General features: G+C 30.8%; 23 protein-coding genes. 2 read left to right on the top strand and 21 right to left on the bottom strand.

The annotated features are described in order from the left end of the window. Positions 1-454 precede the first annotated feature (454 nt). The 10 genes from CD135_RS02850 to CD135_RS02805 form a co-directional block, all read right to left on the bottom strand. Positions 455-1,147 (bottom strand): FadR/GntR family transcriptional regulator, encoded by a 693-nt coding sequence (locus CD135_RS02850; RefSeq protein ID WP_064204178.1) that lies wholly within the window; start codon positions 1,145-1,147, stop codon positions 455-457. 73 nt (positions 1,148-1,220) lie between these two features. Continuing rightward, on the bottom strand, positions 1,221-1,595 hold the full coding sequence (gene dhaM / locus CD135_RS02845; RefSeq protein WP_103268783.1) for a dihydroxyacetone kinase phosphoryl donor subunit DhaM: 375 nt from the start codon (positions 1,593-1,595) through the stop codon (positions 1,221-1,223). Between the two features lie 3 nt (positions 1,596-1,598). Further along, positions 1,599-2,174 carry a dihydroxyacetone kinase subunit DhaL gene (gene dhaL, locus CD135_RS02840; RefSeq protein ID WP_103268782.1) on the bottom strand — a complete coding sequence of 192 codons (576 nt, stop codon included), beginning with the start codon at positions 2,172-2,174 and terminating at the stop codon, positions 1,599-1,601. A 12-nt stretch (positions 2,175-2,186) separates the two neighbouring features. Continuing rightward, positions 2,187-3,152 (bottom strand): dihydroxyacetone kinase subunit DhaK, encoded by a 966-nt coding sequence (gene dhaK / locus CD135_RS02835; RefSeq protein WP_070044878.1) that lies wholly within the window; start codon positions 3,150-3,152, stop codon positions 2,187-2,189. A 189-nt stretch (positions 3,153-3,341) separates the two neighbouring features. Beyond that, positions 3,342-4,994: a glycoside hydrolase family 13 protein gene (locus CD135_RS02830; protein WP_103268781.1), complete on the bottom strand. Its 1,653-nt coding sequence runs from the start codon at positions 4,992-4,994 to the stop codon at positions 3,342-3,344. A 2-nt stretch (positions 4,995-4,996) separates the two neighbouring features. Then, the gene (locus CD135_RS02825) at positions 4,997-6,013 is read right to left on the bottom strand and encodes a LacI family DNA-binding transcriptional regulator (protein ID WP_103268780.1); all 1,017 of its coding nucleotides are present in this window, start codon (positions 6,011-6,013) and stop codon (positions 4,997-4,999) included. Positions 6,014-6,027: 14 nt separating this feature from the next. Next, positions 6,028-6,870: a sugar ABC transporter permease gene (locus tag CD135_RS02820; protein WP_103268779.1), complete on the bottom strand. Its 843-nt coding sequence runs from the start codon at positions 6,868-6,870 to the stop codon at positions 6,028-6,030. Further along, positions 6,870-8,138: a sugar ABC transporter permease gene (locus CD135_RS02815; protein ID WP_016998841.1), complete on the bottom strand. Its 1,269-nt coding sequence runs from the start codon at positions 8,136-8,138 to the stop codon at positions 6,870-6,872. The genes CD135_RS02820 and CD135_RS02815 overlap by 1 nt, the downstream gene beginning before the upstream one ends. A 15-nt stretch (positions 8,139-8,153) precedes the next feature. After that, positions 8,154-9,407, bottom strand: a complete 1,254-nt coding sequence (locus tag CD135_RS02810) for an extracellular solute-binding protein (protein WP_103268778.1) — start codon at positions 9,405-9,407, stop codon at positions 8,154-8,156. A 37-nt stretch (positions 9,408-9,444) separates the two neighbouring features. Further along, entirely contained in the window at positions 9,445-10,545 is a 1,101-nt protein-coding gene (locus tag CD135_RS02805) for an ABC transporter ATP-binding protein (RefSeq protein WP_016998839.1), read from the bottom strand. A gap of 245 nt (positions 10,546-10,790) precedes the next feature. On the opposite strand from CD135_RS02805, the gene CD135_RS02800 reads away from it, so the two are divergent. Then, on the top strand, positions 10,791-11,252 hold the full coding sequence (locus CD135_RS02800) for a MarR family winged helix-turn-helix transcriptional regulator (RefSeq protein WP_016998838.1): 462 nt from the start codon (positions 10,791-10,793) through the stop codon (positions 11,250-11,252). Then, the gene (locus tag CD135_RS02795; RefSeq protein ID WP_016998837.1) at positions 11,245-12,681 is read left to right on the top strand and encodes a YhgE/Pip domain-containing protein; all 1,437 of its coding nucleotides are present in this window, start codon (positions 11,245-11,247) and stop codon (positions 12,679-12,681) included. The genes CD135_RS02800 and CD135_RS02795 overlap by 8 nt, the downstream gene beginning before the upstream one ends. 271 nt (positions 12,682-12,952) lie before the next feature. On the opposite strand, the gene CD135_RS02790 is transcribed toward CD135_RS02795, so the two are convergent. From CD135_RS02790 to CD135_RS02740, 11 genes are all read right to left on the bottom strand, one after another. Further along, on the bottom strand, positions 12,953-13,966 hold the full coding sequence (locus CD135_RS02790; RefSeq protein WP_103268777.1) for a zinc-binding alcohol dehydrogenase family protein: 1,014 nt from the start codon (positions 13,964-13,966) through the stop codon (positions 12,953-12,955). Between the two features lie 24 nt (positions 13,967-13,990). Then, positions 13,991-14,431 carry a GNAT family N-acetyltransferase gene (locus CD135_RS02785; protein ID WP_016998835.1) on the bottom strand — a complete coding sequence of 147 codons (441 nt, stop codon included), beginning with the start codon at positions 14,429-14,431 and terminating at the stop codon, positions 13,991-13,993. 30 nt (positions 14,432-14,461) lie between these two features. Continuing rightward, complete coding sequence (locus tag CD135_RS02780) at positions 14,462-14,665, bottom strand: DUF1272 domain-containing protein (protein ID WP_016998834.1); 204 nt, start codon at positions 14,663-14,665, stop codon at positions 14,462-14,464. Between the two features lie 248 nt (positions 14,666-14,913). After that, positions 14,914-15,375: a DinB family protein gene (locus tag CD135_RS02775; protein WP_016998832.1), complete on the bottom strand. Its 462-nt coding sequence runs from the start codon at positions 15,373-15,375 to the stop codon at positions 14,914-14,916. A gap of 225 nt (positions 15,376-15,600) precedes the next feature. Beyond that, complete coding sequence (locus CD135_RS02770) at positions 15,601-16,161, bottom strand: class I SAM-dependent methyltransferase (RefSeq protein WP_103268776.1); 561 nt, start codon at positions 16,159-16,161, stop codon at positions 15,601-15,603. A 315-nt stretch (positions 16,162-16,476) separates the two neighbouring features. Further along, complete coding sequence (rpsI, locus tag CD135_RS02765; protein WP_016998830.1) at positions 16,477-16,869, bottom strand: 30S ribosomal protein S9; 393 nt, start codon at positions 16,867-16,869, stop codon at positions 16,477-16,479. A gap of 19 nt (positions 16,870-16,888) precedes the next feature. Further along, on the bottom strand, positions 16,889-17,326 hold the full coding sequence (gene rplM / locus CD135_RS02760; RefSeq protein WP_016998829.1) for a 50S ribosomal protein L13: 438 nt from the start codon (positions 17,324-17,326) through the stop codon (positions 16,889-16,891). Between the two features lie 217 nt (positions 17,327-17,543). Beyond that, complete coding sequence (gene truA / locus CD135_RS02755; RefSeq protein WP_070044888.1) at positions 17,544-18,338, bottom strand: tRNA pseudouridine(38-40) synthase TruA; 795 nt, start codon at positions 18,336-18,338, stop codon at positions 17,544-17,546. Between the two features lie 10 nt (positions 18,339-18,348). After that, positions 18,349-19,146, bottom strand: a complete 798-nt coding sequence (locus CD135_RS02750; RefSeq protein WP_103268775.1) for an energy-coupling factor transporter transmembrane component T family protein — start codon at positions 19,144-19,146, stop codon at positions 18,349-18,351. Beyond that, positions 19,136-20,002: an energy-coupling factor transporter ATPase gene (locus tag CD135_RS02745; protein ID WP_103268774.1), complete on the bottom strand. Its 867-nt coding sequence runs from the start codon at positions 20,000-20,002 to the stop codon at positions 19,136-19,138. The genes CD135_RS02750 and CD135_RS02745 overlap by 11 nt, the downstream gene beginning before the upstream one ends. Further along, positions 19,999-20,805 (bottom strand): energy-coupling factor transporter ATPase, encoded by an 807-nt coding sequence (locus CD135_RS02740; protein ID WP_016998825.1) that lies wholly within the window; start codon positions 20,803-20,805, stop codon positions 19,999-20,001. The genes CD135_RS02745 and CD135_RS02740 overlap by 4 nt, the downstream gene beginning before the upstream one ends. Positions 20,806-20,966 lie beyond the last annotated feature (161 nt).

The raw sequence follows: 20,966 nt of genomic DNA, 5'->3' as shown, positions 1-20,966 counted from the left end.
ATAATAGCCCCCTTAATATAAGAAATTAGAAATATTATATCATAAAATATCTATATATTTTGAAGTTTCTGACGATTTGTAATGTATGATTTTATTATTTATATAAAATCTATTTATTCGGTGTAATTTGGATATTATTTTTTTAATAATTAATATTGCTAAACTCTTGAAGGGACCTTATACTTAATATACAAATATTAAATTGTAATAAGCTTTTTCATTATTGCAATGATAAGTTACAGTTTATTATTTTACTGTGAGAAGTCTTTATATATGATTATGAAATGGAACGGATGGGTTATACATACCCAAAGCGATAAGCATCCTGAAGCTTATCGCTTTTTATTTTTATAAATAGTATATATAACGAATAGAGGCCGAGACAAATGTCTCGGCCTCTTTCGGTTTATTGAGCAAGTGTTTCGTCTCAAGCTTTATTTAATATCATTAATCATCATCTAATGTGTTTTAATACTGCGTTTTCAACTTCAGACAAATGAAATGCCATTTTTTCTTCAGCTAATTTACTATTTTGACTTTTTATAGCTTCGTATATATCTTTATGTTCATTATAGAGCTTCTCAATCGATTTGCTTTTTGTATATAAATATATTCTTCTTGTTTCTTTCATAGTATGTTGCATTAATTCTGATACATTGCGCAATAGCTGTTTTAACATGTAATTATTTGAAGCATCAGCAATAGCAAGATGGAATCTTAAATCTGAAGCTTCTCCTAATTCATTTTTTTTAATTGCTACTTTCATATCAAAAAGTGCCGCTTCAATTTCCTTAAGATTATTTTCATCACGATTAGATGCTGCCAATCTTGCTACACCAACTTCAACTATATTACGTACTTCTAATAAATTTTCGATGTCTTCCACATTAGCATTAATTGCTTCAAGATTAAATTTTGTTTCTTCTCTATTTATAACAAAAGTTCCTTGTCCATGTTTAATATCGACATATCCCATTGCTCGTAAAGCATTCAATGCTTCTCTAATAGTAGCTTGACCAACACCAAAACTCTCAGATAATGCTTTGATTGACGGTAATCGATCACCAGGATTTATACGACCTTCGTTAATATCAAATATGATGACATCTGCAACTTTTTCATATAATTTCTGATTCGATATTTTCATTTTTTATTTCTCCACCTTGTAAAATCATTAGTAGAGCAATTATATCATTTTATATTTTTGACTTGATCACATTTTAAGATTTTTTAGAAAATTCCCTTTCAATGCTTGAAATTGCTTCTTCTAATGTTGCTCCTGTTGATAATGATACGCTCGCTAGAAATGCTCCTTCAACAATAGGCCCGTCAACTTTATATAATTTATAATCACCTTCGTATAAATCAATAGCCATTTCCAGATTCATTTCTGCTGACCCAATATCGTAAAATAACAATGCATCTTCTGTCAGTTCATCGATGATTTCGTTAACTGTATCGATACTTGTTCCTATCTCACCTTCATTATTTCCGCCTTTAGCAATTACTGTTACATCTGGTGACATTTGTGCTAACAAATCTTTCACACCTTGTGCTATATCTTTACTATGACTAATAATTCCTATTGTCGTCATTTTCTACACATCCTCACTTAAAGCATTCAATACAAATACCATACTCTGTGCACCTGGATCGATATGTCCAATTGAATCCTTTTTGAAATATGCTGCTCTACCTTTAGTAGCTTCTAAATCTTTCGTATCATCTGCAAATTGTTGTAATTGTTCTTTACTTATAGATTGATTGTTTTCTAAGTACTCAGATGTTTTTTGTAGCACATCATACATCGTTTTTTCGCCACCAGAAACTTTACCTCGTGTTGCTACAGCATTTTTAAATTCATCAATGTATTCTTTCAAATTATCTTGATTAATTTCATCATAGTTAAGAGAGGACATTTTCACAAAACTAAATCCATAGAGTGGACCAGACGCCCCTCCTACAGAACTCATTAATGTCATACCTGTTGATTTCAAAACTTCACTTAACGTATCCCCAGAAATTTTCTCGTCAACTGCTTTGAAACCTCTCAGCATATTAACGCCATGATCCCCGTCACCAATTGCTCTGTCTAAGTCCGTTAAAAGTTGTTCTTCTTGTTCAAAAGTATTTCTTAAATCTTTTAATTTTTTAGTTAATAAATCTGCATCCATGGATAAATCCTCCTATACGAAATATTTACTTTCTGTCGGTGCATCAAAAGCATCGCAATATTCATCATCATAAGGTACTAAAGTAATAGAAAAACCTTGCATATCTAAAGCTGTCATATAATTACCGATTAAATATTTTTCGATATTTAATTCATTTTCTTTAGCATATTCATTAAAGTAATGTGAAACAATCGCTAATTCAGAATCTGGAGTTGCACCCATGCCATTAATCATTACGATTAATGTTTTATCTGATATTTCTTTCTCTAATTCGTGCATTAACCTTTTAATAATTTCATCGATTGGTTCAATGTCCTCTTGATATATACCACGTTCACCATGAATACCGATTCCTATTTCCATTTGATTCTCTTTTAAATCAAAACCGTATTGACCAGTAGTTGGTACTAAACAAGGATAAATAGCCATACCAATTGTTCTTATCTTTTCGATAAATGTTTCTGTTCTACTCTTTATATCAGCGAGATTGAATCCATTATCGGATAAGAAACCTGCATATTTATGGACTAAGACTGTTCCGGCCACACCTCTTCTATCTTCTATGTTTTCGATAGATATATCATCTCTCACCACGATTGACTCACAAGAGATACCTTCCATCTCAGCCATTTCTTGCGCCATCTCAAAATTCATTACATCCCCTGCATAATTTTTCACTATTAAAAGAACACCTTCATCTGTAGCTACATGTTTGATTGCTTCTAAAATTTTATCAGGAGTAGGAGATGTAAACACTTCACCACATACAGCTGCATCTAACATACCCTCTGCCACATAACCAGCATGAGCAGGTTCGTGGCCTGAACCTCCTCCAGAAACTAAAGCAACACCTTTTGTTTTTAGTTTTTTTCTTACTACTACATTTTCACTTATTATTTCAACCGCATCATCCATTATTTCAATGCCTTTTAACATATCAGCAACAAAATTTGTTTTTTCTTTCATTAATTTCTTCATACTATGACCTCCCGATTGAATTCTATTACCTCAATACTATTATAAAACGTTTAAGGTAGTAAGCGTTAACAATATGGATATATATAAAATCCATACACAAGAGACATTATCAAGAATTCGTATTAGCTGCATTGAATAATACGTTAATCTATAAAAGTCATGTTATGCATGGATTTTATACTAAGTTATTTATTTTATTTGATACACTCTTGTTTCAAAAGGTTTTAACTTTTGTGTTTTTTCAATATCTCTATAATTATTCAGTAATAAATCATAATCTTCAATTTTAAAAGCTTTAGATATATCTGCTTCTTCACTAGTTAAATTACACATTATAATAACTTGATTGTTATCAAGCTTTCTCTTATAAGTATAAATTTGTGGATGATATTCATCTACTAATTCATAAACACCATAATTAAATACATTATTAGATTTTTTAAGTTTAATTAGCTTTTTATAGTAACTTAAAATTGAATCTTCATCTTCTAATTGTTGTTCAACATTTATACTTTTATAATTAGGATTTACATGGAACCAAGGTCTTTCTTTTGAAAATCCTGCATAATCAGTTTGATTCCATTGCATCATTGTTCTCGAATTATCTCGATTTACTTTACTGAAATCATGTAATAATTGCTCTACGTTTTCTCCATTTTCTTTTTTTAATCTAACTTCATTTTTGACTGATACATCATTAAATTCTTCTAATGATTGGAATGGATAGTTAGTCATACCTATTTCTTGTCCTTGATATATAAATGGCGTCCCTTTTTGTAAGAAATAATTCGTCGCATGACTTGTCGCACTTTCATACCAATAATGTTGATCGTCTCCCCACGTTGAAACAAGTCTTGGTTGATCGTGGTTTTCAATAAATAAAGCATTCCAACCCTTACCTTCTAATTGGTTTTGCCATTTGGTCATAACTTCTTTATATCTTTGAATGTCGAACCCTGCATCTTCAGTATTCCATAATCCTAAGTGCTCAAATTGAAATATCATATTAAATATTCCATTTTCAAACCCGACCCAATTTTCAGCATCATATGGAGAAACACCGTTCGCTTCACCGACTGTCATAATATCATACTTATTAAAAGTTTCGTCTCTCAGCTCTCTTAAATGTTCTAAAATACCTGGCCTATTTGTATATCGCTCGAACGCAGGTTTAAAATTCGTTTCATTTTCAGCATATTCAATATCACCATCTTCAAATGATTTTTGAATATGTGTAATGGCATCTACTCTAAATCCATCAATTCCTTTATCAAACCACCAATTAATCATCTTATATAATTCTTTTCTCACATTGGCGTTTCTCCAGTTAAGGTCCGGCTGTTTTTTACTAAATATATGCAAATAATATTCATCAGTTTCATTTGTTTTTGCCCATGCAGAACCATTAAAAATACTTCCCCAGTTATTGGGCTCTTTATTATTATTTCCTTCTTTCCAAATATACCAATCTCTCTTAGAATTTTTTTTACTGGATTTTGATTCTATAAACCATGGATGTTCATCTGAAGTATGATTTATAACTAAATCTAAAATTAATTTCATACCGAGATCATGCGTTTCTTCTAGTAATAAATCAAAGTCCTCCATCGTACCGAATTCTTTCATGATATCTTGATAGTCACTTATATCGTATCCATTATCATCATTAGGTGATTTAAAAATTGGTGAAACCCATATTACATCAATTCCTAAATCTTTTAAATAACTTAATTTCTCTCTTATGCCGTTAATATCACCTATCCCATCATCATTAGAATCTTTAAAACTTCTTGGATAAATTTGATAACATACAGCTTCTTTCCACCAAATACGCTCTTCCATATTTAAACATTCTCCTGTCTTTTTGTAGATGCTCTTTCTATAATCTCAGTCGGTATAATAGTGTTTTTCTTAATTATATGTGGATCTTCTATTAATTTAATCATGGCTATACCTGCTTCTTCCCCTAAATATTCAGGATGAATATTTACAACTGTTTGGGGTGGCGAAGCAGATTCATTAATGAAAGAATCATTAAATGTTGCAGTCATTACATCATCAGGAATTCTTATATTGTAGTCATACAAAGCACTTAATAAATTTATATTTAACATGCTATCTGATGTAATAATTGCGCTTGGAAATACTTCTTGTTCCTTCATTTTCTTAACGACTTCCATAATTTCATTTCTTTCAGGTCGTGCATTAAAAATATGAAATTCATTAACATTATTTTTTAAGCAAACCCTTTTAAACCCTTCAATTCGATCTATTGCCACTGCATACGAATCTGGTTCAGCAATAAAAGCTAAATGATTATGTCCCTTATCTATCATAAACTGCGTCATTAATTCGCTCGCTTCAATATTATCGTTATCAATATGAATAATATCTCGTTCTTGTAGTTGCTTGCCTATAACAACAAACGGGAATTTATTTTTTTTAAGTAATTTTATAATTGGATCATTTTCTTTTGAATACAGCATGATAAATCCATCAATAGATTTAGATTTCATTAAACTTTCTACTTCTGCGATTAATTCTTCTGACTCAATCGCAGTGGTCATAATCGTAGAATACGCTCTTTTTTTACATGCGATAGATATGCCCATCAATACATCAGTAAAGAACGGATTTTGAGTCATTTCTTTAGATGCTGTCTTTAAAATTAATCCTATTGTTTTTGTTTTTTGAGTTACAAGTGTTCTTGCAGCTACATTAGGTTCATAACCTAATTTTCGCATAACAGCTTTTACTTTTTTCGATGTATTTTCACTGATGCTTTTATGACCGCTTATTACTCTTGAAACTGTTGAAGGGGCTACATTAGCCTCTTTTGCAACATCTTTAATTGTAACCACAAAACCACTCCTTATTATCCTTTAGTTGCACCTGCAGTTAATCCAGTAACTAAATATCTTTGTAAAAGTAAAAATACGATTGAAATTGGGATTGCTATCATCATAGCACCTGCAGCAAAAACTGTGAAATTATTACCGAACTGGTCATTTATAAAATTAAATAATCCAACTGCCAATGTATATTTTTCAGGACTTCTTAATAAGATTCTAGGTAATATAAAGTCCATGAATGGTCCCATAAAATTAAACAGTGCTACTACTGCTAATATCGGTTTAGCTAAAGGCAACATAATTGTGAAGAATATTCTCATATGCCCAGCACCATCAATTTTGGCTGACTCATCTAATTCTTTTGGTATTGTATCAAAATACCCTTTAACTAAAAATGCATTCATCGGTATTGATCCACCGATATAAATCAAAGTTAGCCCAAATAATGAATCTAAAAGACCGATAGTATTTAACAAGATATAAATAGCTACCATCGCCATTAAAACAGGAAACATTTGAAGTATTAAAAATGCTATTAACCCATATTTTCTACCTACAAACCTATATCTTGAAAAAGCATAAGACGTTAAACCTACAAATATAACTGAAAATAATGCATTTGCAGTCGCAACGATTAATGTGTTTTTATACCAAGTTAAATAATCACTAGAAGGATCTGTTAATAAAAATATATAGTTTTTTAGCGAAGCATCTTTAGGTATCATACTTGATCCATATAAATTTGAACCCGAGTTTAAAGATAATCCTAATGTCCATAATAACGGATAAATAATGATAATAAACATAACAGCCAAAATACTATACATCAAAATAGCTCTTAATATATTTTTGTTTTTCTTATTCATTAAATATCCCCCTCATCTTTAAACGTACTTGTTTTTCTAAATTGTATAAATGCAATTATTGCGATAAATATTCCAATAATTAATGAAATAGTAGCTGCCATATTATAGTTTTGCATATCGAATGTTAAGCGATAAACCCATGATATTAATATATCTGTACTTCCTGCGTTTTGGCCTGATACTGGCGGTCCACCTTTATTAAATAAATATATAAGGTTAAAGTTATTAAAATTACCTGCATATTGCATAATCAATAACGGAGCAGTTGCAAACAAAATATGAGGAAATGTTATGTTTCTAAATTTCTGCCAACTCGAAGCGCCATCCATATCAGCCGCTTCATACCAATCTGATGAAATACTTTGTAATACACCAGTAAATAAAGCAAATACAAAAGGAAAACCTAACCAAACTTGAATGAATATCAAAGCTATTTTCGCCCAAAATGGATCGTTTAACCACGCTGGTGCTATACCTAATAAGGGTTGCAATATATCATTATTTATTGAACCAAAATCATCGTTAAATATTGCTGCAAATATTAAAATAGTAACAAATGATGGTACTGCCCATGGAAGAATCAATACTGTTCTAATTAATTTTTTAAACTTTACCAACGGGTGATTTACAATTATAGCCAACAATAATGCCAACACAATTTGTAAAGTTGTAGCTACTAGTGTCCATACAATTGTCCAAGTTAATACATTAAAAAAAGTTGTCTTCCAAATAGGAACAGTTAATAACGATTTAAAATTATCAAAGCCAACCCATTCTAATAAATTTCTAGGAGGTGCATTATATAAATTATAATTCGTAAAAGCTAAAAAACACATAAATAGTAATGGAAACACTACAACAAAAATTAATAAAAAAATACCTGGTGAAATCAATAAATAAGGGAATGTTTTATCCCATGTTGCAACCATACGCCCTTTACTATCTTTAATTTCGTGACCTCGGTTATATTGTTCGGCGTTTCTATATGCATCGATTATATTTACAACGTAAAGTGTGATAGCAAATGCTATAAGTATGAGGGATATAATCCCTTGCGCTAACAATACTCTTGAATCATCTAGTTTTGGCACTGTACCAAGCGTAAATAATCCCCAAAATCCAATGTTCATAAACTGATAAAAAACACTTATAAAACTAATAAAAAATATAATAAAAATACTGCCTTTTATGTATCTTTTATTATAAAATTGTCCAACACCTGGTATAACGGACAATATCCCAGCTAATTTAGGATTTCTATTCTTCATATTTGACACCTTCTTTTATTTTTTAGATGCATTCATAATTTTCACCTGTTCGTCTATATTACTTTTTGCTTCATCTAATGCTTCTTTTGAATCTTTCCCATTTGACATAAATATCGCTGCATTTCCCATAGGATCCCAGACCTGACTCATTTCTGGAATATTAGGCATTGGAACAGCATTTTGTGCTTGTTGCTCATATGGTCTTAGAAGTTCATTTTTAGATGAAACATCTGTACGTCCTGTAATTTCTTGCATATCGTCAGTATATTTCTGCATGTTCTTTTGATTTGTTAGAAATAATAATAAATCTTTAGCCCAATATTTCTCCTTACTGTACTCTGATATAAACCAACCACGAACACCTAAAAATGGTTTCATTTGTTTGCCATTATCTTTAGGTAAAATCGCTGTACCAAAATCGTCACCTAATTCTTCTTTAAACTCTGAAGTTTGCCATGGACCAGTCACAAACATGCCAACTTTTCCTTCTTTAAATAAACCAACAATGACATCTTGATCTGCTGACTTTGTGATATAACCTTTTTCATACCATGTTTGCAGTCTTTTGCCACTTTCTACTACAGCTTTATCATTTACTGCTACATCTGTAGTATCAAATCCGTTATCTTTTTCTTTAAAAATGTATCCTCCTTGTGAAAATAAAAATGGGTAATTAAAATAAAAGTTTTTAGCATCAAACATGAAACCATATTGTTTTTTATCTTTATCAGTTATGTTTTCAGCAATTTTTTCTACATCTTCCATAGTCTTTGGTGGTGTTTTTACAAGCTTTTTATTATAAACAACAGCCGTTGATTCAACTATTACTGGTAATGCTAATTGTTTACCTTCGTAGTTTAATGCATCTAATGCATCTTTTGAATATCCTTCAAGTTCTTCTTCTGTAAAATCAATTTCTGCTGCCAATCCTTGTAAGTATGCATCTCCTGCTCTATCCTGAGGTTGAAAGAATAAATCAGGTCCTTTTCCAGAGGGGCCATCTAAAGATAAATTGTCAACTTGGTCATCTTGTGCAGTGTTTTTTAGAATAATTTCTATTCCTGTTTTTTTAGTGTATTCTTTCGTTACTTCTTTATAGAAAGACATTTGCCTATCTCCATCAACCCACATTGTTAACGATTCAGGTTTTGAAGTCTTTTCATCATCATTTAAAGCTTTATCAATATCTTCTTGTGTACGTTTTGGACCACAACTTACTAATAACGTAACAACTAGTATCACTGAGCAAAATTTTATTATTCGCTTCATATGCTCTCCTTCTTTCAAGTGTTAATTTGACACTGATTTAATTTTTTATTTTTTCTCCAGTTTCTTTATCAAAGAAATGACATTTATTTAAATCGATGGCTAATTCAATTTCTTCATTAGGATTTACTACTGTTCTTGCATCTAATTTCGCTGAAAATTCAATGTCACTAAACAAACCATGTATCATTATTTCTGAACCTAATAATTCACTTACTAATACTTTTGTTTTGAATGTTGTATCCCGATGTGCTGATATAAATATTGGTTCATCGTGAATATCTTCTGGTCTTATACCAAATCTTATGTCTTTCCCATCATAACCAGCATTTGTTAATAATCTTGTCTGTCTCTCATTCAACTTAATCACTTGATCGCCTATTTCTAAGTTATCTTGATTTATTTTTGCATCGAAAATGTTCATTGCAGGTGAGCCAATAAATTGAGCAACAAACTCATTTTCTGGCGAATCATACACTTCTCTTGGTGTACCTATTTGCATGATATCTCCATCTTTCAATACAACGATGCGACTTGCCATTGTTAATGCTTCAGTTTGGTCATGTGTTACGTAAATTGTTGTCGTTTGTAGACGTTCATGTAATTTCAAAATTTCAGTCCTCATTTGAACACGTAATTTTGCATCTAAATTAGATAAAGGTTCATCCATTAAAAATACTTTAGCATCTCTAACAATCGCTCTACCCAAAGCTACTCTTTGTCTTTGTCCACCAGATAAAGCTTTAGGCTTTCTCGGTAAAAATTCTTTTAAACCTAAAATTTCTGCAGCATATTGTACCCTTTTGTCTATTTCTTTTTTATTCATTTTTCTAAGTTTTAAGCCAAAAGCCATATTATCGTATACTGTCATATGTGGATATAAAGCATAATTTTGAAATACCATCGCTATATCTCTATCTTTAGGTGCTACATCGTTCATTCTTGAACCATCAATAGAAAATTCTCCATCCGTTATATCTTCTAGCCCTGCTATCATCCTTAATGTGGTTGATTTGCCACACCCTGACGGACCGACAAACACTATAAATTCTTTGTCTTTAATATGTAAATTAAAATCATTAACCACCGTATTTCCTTTATCATAGGTTTTCTTAATATTTTCTAATTTTAAATCGGTCATATGATTACCTCCGTTAATTGAAATCGCTTTCATTTTTAAACGTAAACTTATCATATGTGTAATTTAACAATTTGTCAATGAATTTTACGAAAACGTTTGCATTTATATTTACATACATATATTAGCTTTATAAATATTTATCTATAATCTAGCGCAAACGTTTGTTTTAATAATGTATTTTATTGTTGCAATTTTAGTTCATAGGGTGTACTATATGAAAAGTAATAAGTACAGGAGGTGTACTAATGGAAAATAATGAATTAAAAAAAGCATTTAACCTATTTCAAGAATCTATTGTTAATATTCATAGCGAAGTAGCAAAAATTTTAAATAAGTCTGGTTTAGATGAAGTAATCTCTAAAGAACAATTTCAAACTCTAAAAATTATTAAAGAATCTCCTAAATGTACATTTAGCTTTATAGCTCAAAGACAAGGTGTTTTTAAAACAGCAATATCGAACAGAATTAATAAACTAAAGCATTTAGATCTTATTTCAATCCAACAAGGTGAAGATAAAAGAGAAAAATCTGTATTGCTAACTGAAAAAGGATTATCTCTTGTTAGTCGTACTGAAGATATAATCTATGAAACTTTTAGTCGTAAATTATCTTCTCATTTCTCTGATCAAGAAATCATCACATTCGTTAAACAGCTCCAAAAAGCAAACAATCTTATAACTGGAAAGGATAATGCTAAACATGTTTGATGATATAAAAAACTTATGGACACATAAATTTATGCTCATTTCTTTAATAGCAATCATGCTTTTACCGCTTATTTATAGTTCTGTATTCGTGGGGTCTTTGTGGGATCCTTATGGTAAAACTGACGAATTAAAAATATCAATAGTCAATTATGATAAAGGCGGCGAAATTAATGGTGAGAAGACGAATATAGGTAATGACGTCGTTGATAAATTAAAGGATAATGATAAATTCAAATGGGAGTTTGTAGAACAATCTACTGCAGATAAACATTTAGAACGCGGTGAATCTTATGCAGTTATAACAATACCTGAAAATACAACTAAAAACGCTGGATCCATGTTAGATAAATCTCCAGAAAAAATTGATTTAAATATTAAAACAAACCCTGGATATAGTTATACTGGTTCTCAAATTGCAACTAAAGCAGTAACAGCAGTTGAAGATAACCTAAGTAGTTCTATTCGAGACAAATACATTACAGAAGTATTTAATGGCATGAATAAACTTACAGATGGTTATAAAGATACCTCTAAAGCTTTAGGACAAATGTCTGATGCAGAATCCCAACTTATAGATGGTAATCAACAAGTTGAATCTGGGTTAGAACAAATGGCACCTATGGCCGGAGCTCAAGGAGAGCAACTTCTACAAGGTAGTAAGCAAGTATCACAAGGTCTAAACGAACTACAAGCTAATAATAATAAATTGAAAGATAATATTGATAAAGCTATTAAACAGTCTGAAGGTCAATATTTTAATAAGAAAAATACAGATTCCATCAATAAACCAGTTAAATCAAGTGAAAACGACTTAACTGAAGTAGATAATTATGGTCAAAGTTTCGCACCATATATTCTTGCATTAAGCTTATATGTCGGAGCAGTAGCCTTTGCTGCAGTTTATCCAATAGATAAACGTATGGGAGATTCAACAGGAATCAAATGGTGGTTAAGTAAATTTGTTATTTATTTCTTACAATCTGTAGGTTCAGCACTCGCACTAGCAGTACTATGTCTATATATATTTGATATGGATATCGCCAACCATGGATATTTCACACTGACACTTCTATTATGGAGTTTAGCAGCTTATATGATTGTTACTTTCTTAACTGTAGTATTAGGTAATATCGGTAAATTCTTAGCAATCATATTATTAATTTTACAGTTAGGTTCAAGTGAAGGTACTTTCCCTATTCAATTATCAGGCAAGTTCTTCCAAGACTTACATCCATTTTCTCCAATGAGCTATGTCATTAAAGCATTAAGAGAAAATATATTTAACTTTACAAGCGACGTAACGTACTTACAATCTATGTTGATTATTGGAAGTATCGCAATTGTTTTTGCATTACTATCAATGCTTGTTTATACAATACGTTCTAAATATCCAAACTTTAGACGTAAAGCAAACGAAAACGATTATTAATATAGCTACGTATCCCTATTTAAAAAGAAGCTGGAACATTATAAATGTTCCAGCTTTTTTGATTTTAGGTTAGAAAAAGTAAATTCGTGAGTCTATTTAATCGTAAATCCAACAAGAGAGGATCTATTTGGATTTTCGACTTTATTAATCCAATAAAATGGGCTTTACTTGGATTTTCGGCGTAATTAATCCAATAACAATATATTCTATCCAAAAAAGAGCCAGAGATTTATATCTCAAGCTCTTTTTTTAATATATTTCTTAACTATATTTATTTTTCTTCATAGTCTATTACAATTTTACCTATACTATTTCCTTTTTCTATCATTTCATGAGCTTTTGTAATTGTTTCTACAGTTAAGCCTTTTAATGTTTGATAATGTGTTGTTTTAATAGAGCCTCTATCTATTAATTTCATCAATTCACTTAAATATTTATGATGTTGTTTCATATCTTCAGTTTCATATTTAGGTCTTGTAAACATAAATTCAAATGAAAATGAAACACTTTTATCTTTTAATAAATTTAAATCTACTTTATCCATAAAATTAACTAACGCTACAATTTTGCCTCTAGGTTTTATCATTTCTGCCATTACTGCAAAGTATTCATCACTATTATGCGTATCAAAAATATAATCTACTTCATTGATACGGTGAGCTTTTAATTCATCTGGTAAATGGTGTTTATGATTTAATACAATATCAGCGCCCATTTTTTCAGACCATCTTCTTGTTTCTTTTCTAGAAGCTGTAGTGATTACAGTTAAACCTAGATGTTTTCCAATTTGAGTTGCTATTGAACCAACACCACCAGCTCCATTAATAATCAGTAATTTCTTTCCTTCATTATCTTCAGGGTTTGTTGATATATTTAACCCTTCGCAGAGCGCTTCAAACGCTGTAAGTGAAGTTAAAGGTAATGCAGCAGCTTCTACATTGGATAAATGTTCTGGTTTAATACTTACTAGTCTTTCATCGACGAGTTGATATTCTGCATTAGAACCTTGTCTAATGTTAGATCCTGAGTAGTATACTTCATCTCCAACATGGAATAATTCAACATCATTTCCAACCGCTTCTACAACACCTGCTGCATCATAGCCTAATACTTTGTAATCATCGTAGTTTGCCGTTCGTAACTTTGTATCTACTGGGTTAATACTTGCTGCTTTTACATTTACAAGTATATCTTTACCTTCAGCTTTAGGCGTAGGTAAGTCTAATTCTTCAAAACCGTTTTCTTCATTTAAATCAAAGCCATTTTTAAATCCAATTGCTTTCATTTAATCCCCACCTCTTGTTTTATTTTATAAAGGCTTACTATAATAGTTATGATCTTCATCTAAAACCATACCTAATTTTTGATATAGTTTGTTTCCAGCTACATTTGTTTTCTCAGTCTCCAAATACATTATCTCATACCCATTTTCTTTACCATATTGAAATGCTTGGTTCATGAGTTTCTCACCAACGTGTTTACCACGTGCTTGTTCAGTAACAAACAAATCATTAATAATAAGTAGTTGTGACATTTTCATCGAAGAAAGCATCGTATATAATTGTATAAATCCAATAACATCATTTTCTTCTTCAGCTATAAATATAGTAGCATTTTTATTTTTTAAATTATTATACAGAAATGTATTAGCCTGTTCTTTATTAGATTTTTTCCCCGCATGAACACGATATGCATTAAAAATTGGTACAATTCGTGAAATGTCATCTTCGTTAATTTTTACGATATTCAATTGTATATCCCCCTGTTTATCTATAAAAATTTATCTATCACTCATAATTGTGTTTTCATCAGCTTTAAGTTTCGGTCTTACTACAAGTTCGCCACTACATTCTGGGCAAACATAATATAGATTTTCTGCACAATCACGGCAAAAAGTATGTTCTTTTACACAAATAAAAGCATTACTTTTTTCATGGAAAACATAATCGCAATTGTCGCATTTTGTTTTCATTTCCAATACCATCTCTATCACTCCATTATTGTATGTTAATATTGATTATAATTATCATATCATTTTTTAGTATTTAATATTAATATGAAGGTGATTATATTGGAAAAAGAACTTGTCGGTAAATGTAAGATTTGTCAAAAGAATATTTATTGTAACAGTGGTTTTATAGAAGGTATTGTTTTAGAAGATAAGACATTAATTTGTTTTAAATGTACAAAAAAAACAGGCTGAGACATAATTAAATGTCTCAGCCTAATTAATTATACACCTTGATCGAGTTTATCCATCATAGTTTTCATCAATTTTATTTGTCCAGTATGGTAATTAGTATGCGTAACACCAAAAGGTATTGTTTCAGCAAAAGTTGTCATATTAGCTAATGGCTCATTTCGTTTACGATCTAATTGGTCATCTACAATATTTAATATTCTGTCTAATTGTGTATTTAAAATACCTTTTAGTTCTTTAAATGTTGGTTCAGCGCCAGTAAAGCTTTGAGGTGAAGTACCAGGTGCAAATGACTTTCCTAATTCAGCCCCTAAAGTATTCTCTTCCTCAGTCGTACCAAATACAAACGTTTCATTCGCAACTATGATATGACCTAGCTGCCACTTAATATTATTATTAGCCAACTCTAACTGAAAGTCTGCCTCTTTCTCATCAATATCTTTTATAATATTTGATAACATATTATAAGAAATTTCAAACTGTTCTTTTAGCATATAAATCTTCCCCCTATTATTATTTCATTAATATGAAATATCTACTCATGATTTGGAAGTTAATCAAGTGACTTTCTACTTTATCTTAATATCCTATATACAACATAACTTGTTATAGCATATGTATCAAGAAACAGGCTTTATTCCATGGACTGTATAGTGAGTATAATTTTATCGTATATTATTTACCAATAGCCAATCTAATATATCTAGAAAACTTTTAGCTTATATATTCTTTTCTGCTACAACTATATAAACAGGCTGATTAGCAATTTTACCTTCTGGATAAAATACATCTACTTTATCAAATCCTGCATCTCGAACTTGTTCTACCATATCTTCTGACGAGACTCTTGGAGCTTTTGTTAAATCTAGCTTTTCTAATTCAATACATAGAAATACGCCTTTATTTTTTAAGACTCTATATATTTCATTTAAAGCCTGCGAAAGTGGACTTACTTCATGCAGTGATATTGATGCAATTGCTCTATCGAATGTTTCGCTACTTAATTGAATATCTTTAAAATCTGATACCAGTGTTTCAATACTCGTAATTTCTTTTTCCTTAGATTTTTTATCTAAATAATTTAAAATGTCTTCATCAAAATCAATTGCAGTTACTTCATCTACGTACTTAGATATTGGAAGACTTATATACCCTACTCCAGCTCCAAGATCTAATACTTTATCCACTTTATTTAGAGAAATAAATGATAGTATATCTTCTACTGGAATTCTTTGTATCGTCTCTAAGTTATTGATTTTCTTTGTTAATTTTTGATTCATTAAAATACCTCCTCAAATAGATAAAACAGAATTTATATATAAATTTAATTATGCTTCTTTGCTTATATCGTGCTTTAATAAAATACTAAAACTTTATCAAAATTTAATTTTAGTGCAGTAATTTACCTTTCAAAGATATTAAAGACTTTTTATATCTTTGATTGAATCATATTAACACTAGATATAATACAAGTCAACTTGGAGGTTTAGAGATTTTAATATATTTTATATAATGATAAAAATATTTATTAGTTAAGTATAAAAAATCCCATAAGCATTTGCTTATGGGAATCAAAATAATATTGGTAAACAATATTAACGTTTTGAGAATTGTGGTGAACGACGAGCGCCTTTAAGACCAGGTTTCATACGTTCTTTCATACGTGGATCACGAGTAAGTAATCCTGCGCGTTTTAATGAAGCACGGTATTCTGGGTCAGCTTCTAACAATGCACGTGCAATTCCGTGACGGATAGCTTGTGCTTGTCCTGTTAAACCGCCACCTTGAACGTTTACTAAAACATCATAGTTTCCTTTAGTTTCAGTTACTTCAAATGGTTGGTTTAAATCTAAAATTAATGATTCAAATGGTAAGTAGTCACGTACGTCACGTTTGTTAATTGTTATGTTACCTTCACCAGGTACTAAACGTACACGTGCTACTGAATGTTTACGACGGCCTGTGCCTTGATATTCAACTTGTGCCAATGTAGTATCCTCCTCTTAATTAACCACGTAACTCGTAGTTTTCAGGTTGTTGTGCAGCATGTGGATGCTCTGCACCAGCATATACGAATAATTTTTTACCTTGTTTTTCACCAAGTTTATTATTTGGTAACATACCTTTGATAGATGTTTCTAATAAACGAACTGGGTTTTTCTCTTTTAATTCACCAGCTGAAATTGATTTGATTCCGCCTGGGTGATTTGAGTGACGGTAGTAAATTTTATCTTGTTCTTTGTTACCTGATAAGTAGATTTTGTCAGCATTGATAATTATAACATTATCTCCTGTATCAACGTGTGGTGTATAAGTTGCTTTATGTTTACCGCGTAAGATTGATGCGATTTCTGATGATAAACGACCTAACGTTTCTCCTTCAGCATCAACAACAAACCATTTGCGATCGATGTTTGCTTCATTAGCCATAAATGTTTGACGCATTATAGTGTCCTCCTAAATTTTAAAAAAGTTCTGGTCAAGATGTATGAATTCGCCTGTACCAAAGAAAAAACATACATCTTATATTCCGTTATCTGATTCCTGCTTCTATATCTTAAAACACAATAAGATTCCGGGGCTTATCGTGGTGGTGATATAAAACAATACCGTTAACTATAATATAATTTATTTCGCTTTTTGTCAATTGATTTCAAACAATTTATATAGAGTTTTTCTTATGAATGTGAATGTGTTCTCCAAACTCTTCTTTGAGTTCTTCTTCGCTAAGATAAATTCTTTCTAAGTATAATCCATGTGCAGGTGCTGTATGTGGGACTTTATTACGATCTCTTTCTTCAAGTAATTTATGAATTTCCTGACCGCTTCTTTTCCCTTCACCTACAAGAATTAGATAAGCTACCATAACACGTACCATATTATATAGAAAACCAGAACCTGTCACGATAAATTCAAAGCCTTCTTCCGTTTCTACAACTTCACTTTGATAAATTGTTCTTTCTTTGTTTTTTACTTCTGTCTTTTGTGAACAAAAACTTGTAAAATCATGTGTCCCTAAAAATGATTTAGCTGCTTCGTTCATTGCGTTTATATCGACCGGTTTCTTTTGTTGTACTTTTGTATCGTGTTCAAATACTTTTCTAGCTTCGTCTATATAAACTTTGTAACGATATTTTTTACCTACACAATGATATCGACAATGAAATGTATCACTGATTTGTTCTACGCTTTGAACATATATATCTTTTGGTAAAGCAGAATTAAATGCATACTGCCATTTATCTGGGGCGATATTCAAATCTGTATCAAAATGAAAATATTGTTCTATAGCGTGAACGCCTTTATCCGTTCTACTAGAAGGATGAATTCTAACAAATGTACGGTGCATTCTTTTTAGAATTCTTTCAAATTCATATTGGACTGTTCTTTCATGGTGTTGTATTTGAAACCCCATGAATTGTCCTCCATGATATGAAATTTTCACTAACATCCTCAAAATAGGCACCTCAATTTCTTAATAAATATATAACAATTGCTATGATAATAATTGTTGATAATGCTAACGTATCTCTCATACGCCAATTTAACTTACGATATGTTGTTCTAACATTTGATGCGTTATATCCTCTTGCTTCCATTGCTACTGCTAAGTCGTCTGCTCTCTTAAAAGCCGAAATAAACATAGGAATTAATAAAGGTATAATAGCTTTAAATCTATTCATAATACTTCCAGACGTAACATCTGAACCTCTTGATGTTTGAGCCTTTATTATTCTTTCCAATTCATCCATTAAAGTTGGGATAAACCTTAAAGATATAGACATCATCATAGCCATTTCGTGAACTGGAAACTTTATTTTTTTTAAGGGTCTTAGCATTGATTCTATTGCATCTGTTAAACTAATTGGGCTTGTAGTAAGGGTCATAATAGTTGAAATCATAACAAGTAACACAAGTCTTAACACAATAAATGTTCCTTGTACTACACCATTTTGTTCAACTGTAAATATTTTAAAATCAATGAGCACAGGACCACCTTTTGTTACGATTAAGTGCATGACGAATGTAAAGATAAATAGAATCATCACTGGAGTAAGACCTTTAATTAAAAACCAAAGTTTTATTCTTGATAAATACATAATGAATAAAACGGATAAAATCATGAAACAATAACTCAACCACGAATTACAAAAGAATATTAACACCATAAAAAGTAGTACAAAAATCATTTTCATTCGAGAATCAAGTTGGTGAATAATTGTATTACCAGGAATATAACGACCAATTATCAGTTTATCTGTCATGTTTCATCACCCACTTATCATACATATCTTTAAACATTTCTTCAGAAGTTGCAAGTTGATCAAATTGCATATTGTATTTGCGCTCAACTGCTTGTTGTAATTGGATGATTTTTGGAATATCTAAATGTGCTTGTCTCACTAATTCTTCATTAGTAAAAATATTAATAGGTTTATCTTCAGCTATTAATTCTCCTGCTTTAATCACTTTCACTTCATCTGCGTATTTCAAAACGATGTCCATTTGATGAGAAATAAGTATTACTGTAATACCTAAGCCCATTTGTATTTTTCTGAACAAATCCATCATGTCTTGTTGTCCTTTAGGGTCTAAGCCCACTGTAGGCTCATCAAGGACTAATATTTCAGGTTCCATAGCTAATACACCCGCGATAGCTATACGTCGTTTTTGGCCACCTGAGAGCTCGAATGGCGACTTCTTTAATAAAGCATGTTCCATACCTAATAAATCCATTAATTCTTCTGCTCTTTTAACTGCTTTATCTTTATCCATACCATAATTAAGTGGACCGAATATAATATCTTTTTCGACTGTATCTTCGAATAATTGATGTTCTGCAAATTGAAAAACGATACCAACCTTTTTACGAACAGGAGATAATTTCTTAGATTTTGTCTTTCTATTGATTTCTATTTCATCGATAGTTAACTGCCCTTCAGTTGGCTTTAATATTGCGTTTAAATGTTGGATTAGCGTAGATTTCCCCGACCCAGTTTGACCTACAACTGCATAAAATTTCGATTCGTTAAATGTGGTTGAAATATGATTTAACGCTCTATATTGAAATGGCGTTTTTAAACCATAGTCATAACTTACATTATTAAATATAATTTTCATAAGCGATTCACCAACTGTTCAAAAGATGAAAACGCGTAATTATTTAATAACAGGCTATTCATTCTCATTGCGAAAGGTAAATCTAATCCTATTTCAGTTAAATATGCCCCTTCTTTAAATATTTCTTCTGGGACATCTTGTTTATAAACTTTACCTTTATTCATAACGATAATTTCATCAGCTTCTACTGCTTCTTCTAAATCGTGTGTAATTGAAATGACTGTTAAGTGACGTTCATCTTGTATAGTTTTAATTAAATTCATGATGCTTTCTTTTCCTTCAGGGTCTAACATTGCTGTTGCTTCATCTAAAATAATGACATCTGGGGACATAGCTAAAATACCTGCAATTGCAACGCGCTGTTTTTGACCGCCTGACAAATGAGATGGCTCGAATGTCTTCATTTCTAACATACCTACTTCAGTTAATACTTGATCTACAATTGTATGCATAAGACTATATTCTATGCCTTGGTTCTCCATTCCAAACGCAACATCATATTCTACAGTAGAGCCTATAAACTGATTATCAGGATTTTGGAAAACGATACCAATATGTTTTCTAACTTCGTCGATATTTTCTTCAGATACTTTAATATCTTTTACAATAATATCTCCTTCATAATTATTGTTGATACCCATGAGCAATTTAGCAATTGTAGACTTACCTGAACCATTATGGCCAACGATTGATGTCCATTTACCGCGTTTTATATTAAATGTAACATTTTCCAATGCAGTAGGTTCATCTTCATCGTATTTAAATGTAACATTCGAGAACCTAATAATTTCGTTCTGCACCATCTATATTCATCCTTCGAAAATTAATTGTCTCTCTATTTTACAGCATCACGAAAGAAAAGTAATCATATATTGCTTTAAAATACTTTTAATTACTTAAGTTCAAATATAAAAATTAATGTTTGATTATCTTTTAATTTTTTCCATAAAAAAAATCCGTATAA

The organism is Mammaliicoccus lentus (assembly GCF_002902755.1).
GTDB classification, from domain to species: Bacteria; Bacillota; Bacilli; order Staphylococcales; family Staphylococcaceae; genus Mammaliicoccus; species Mammaliicoccus lentus.
Note: the sequence above shows the minus strand (reverse complement) of the source record. Positions and strands in the feature narration are given on the sequence as shown.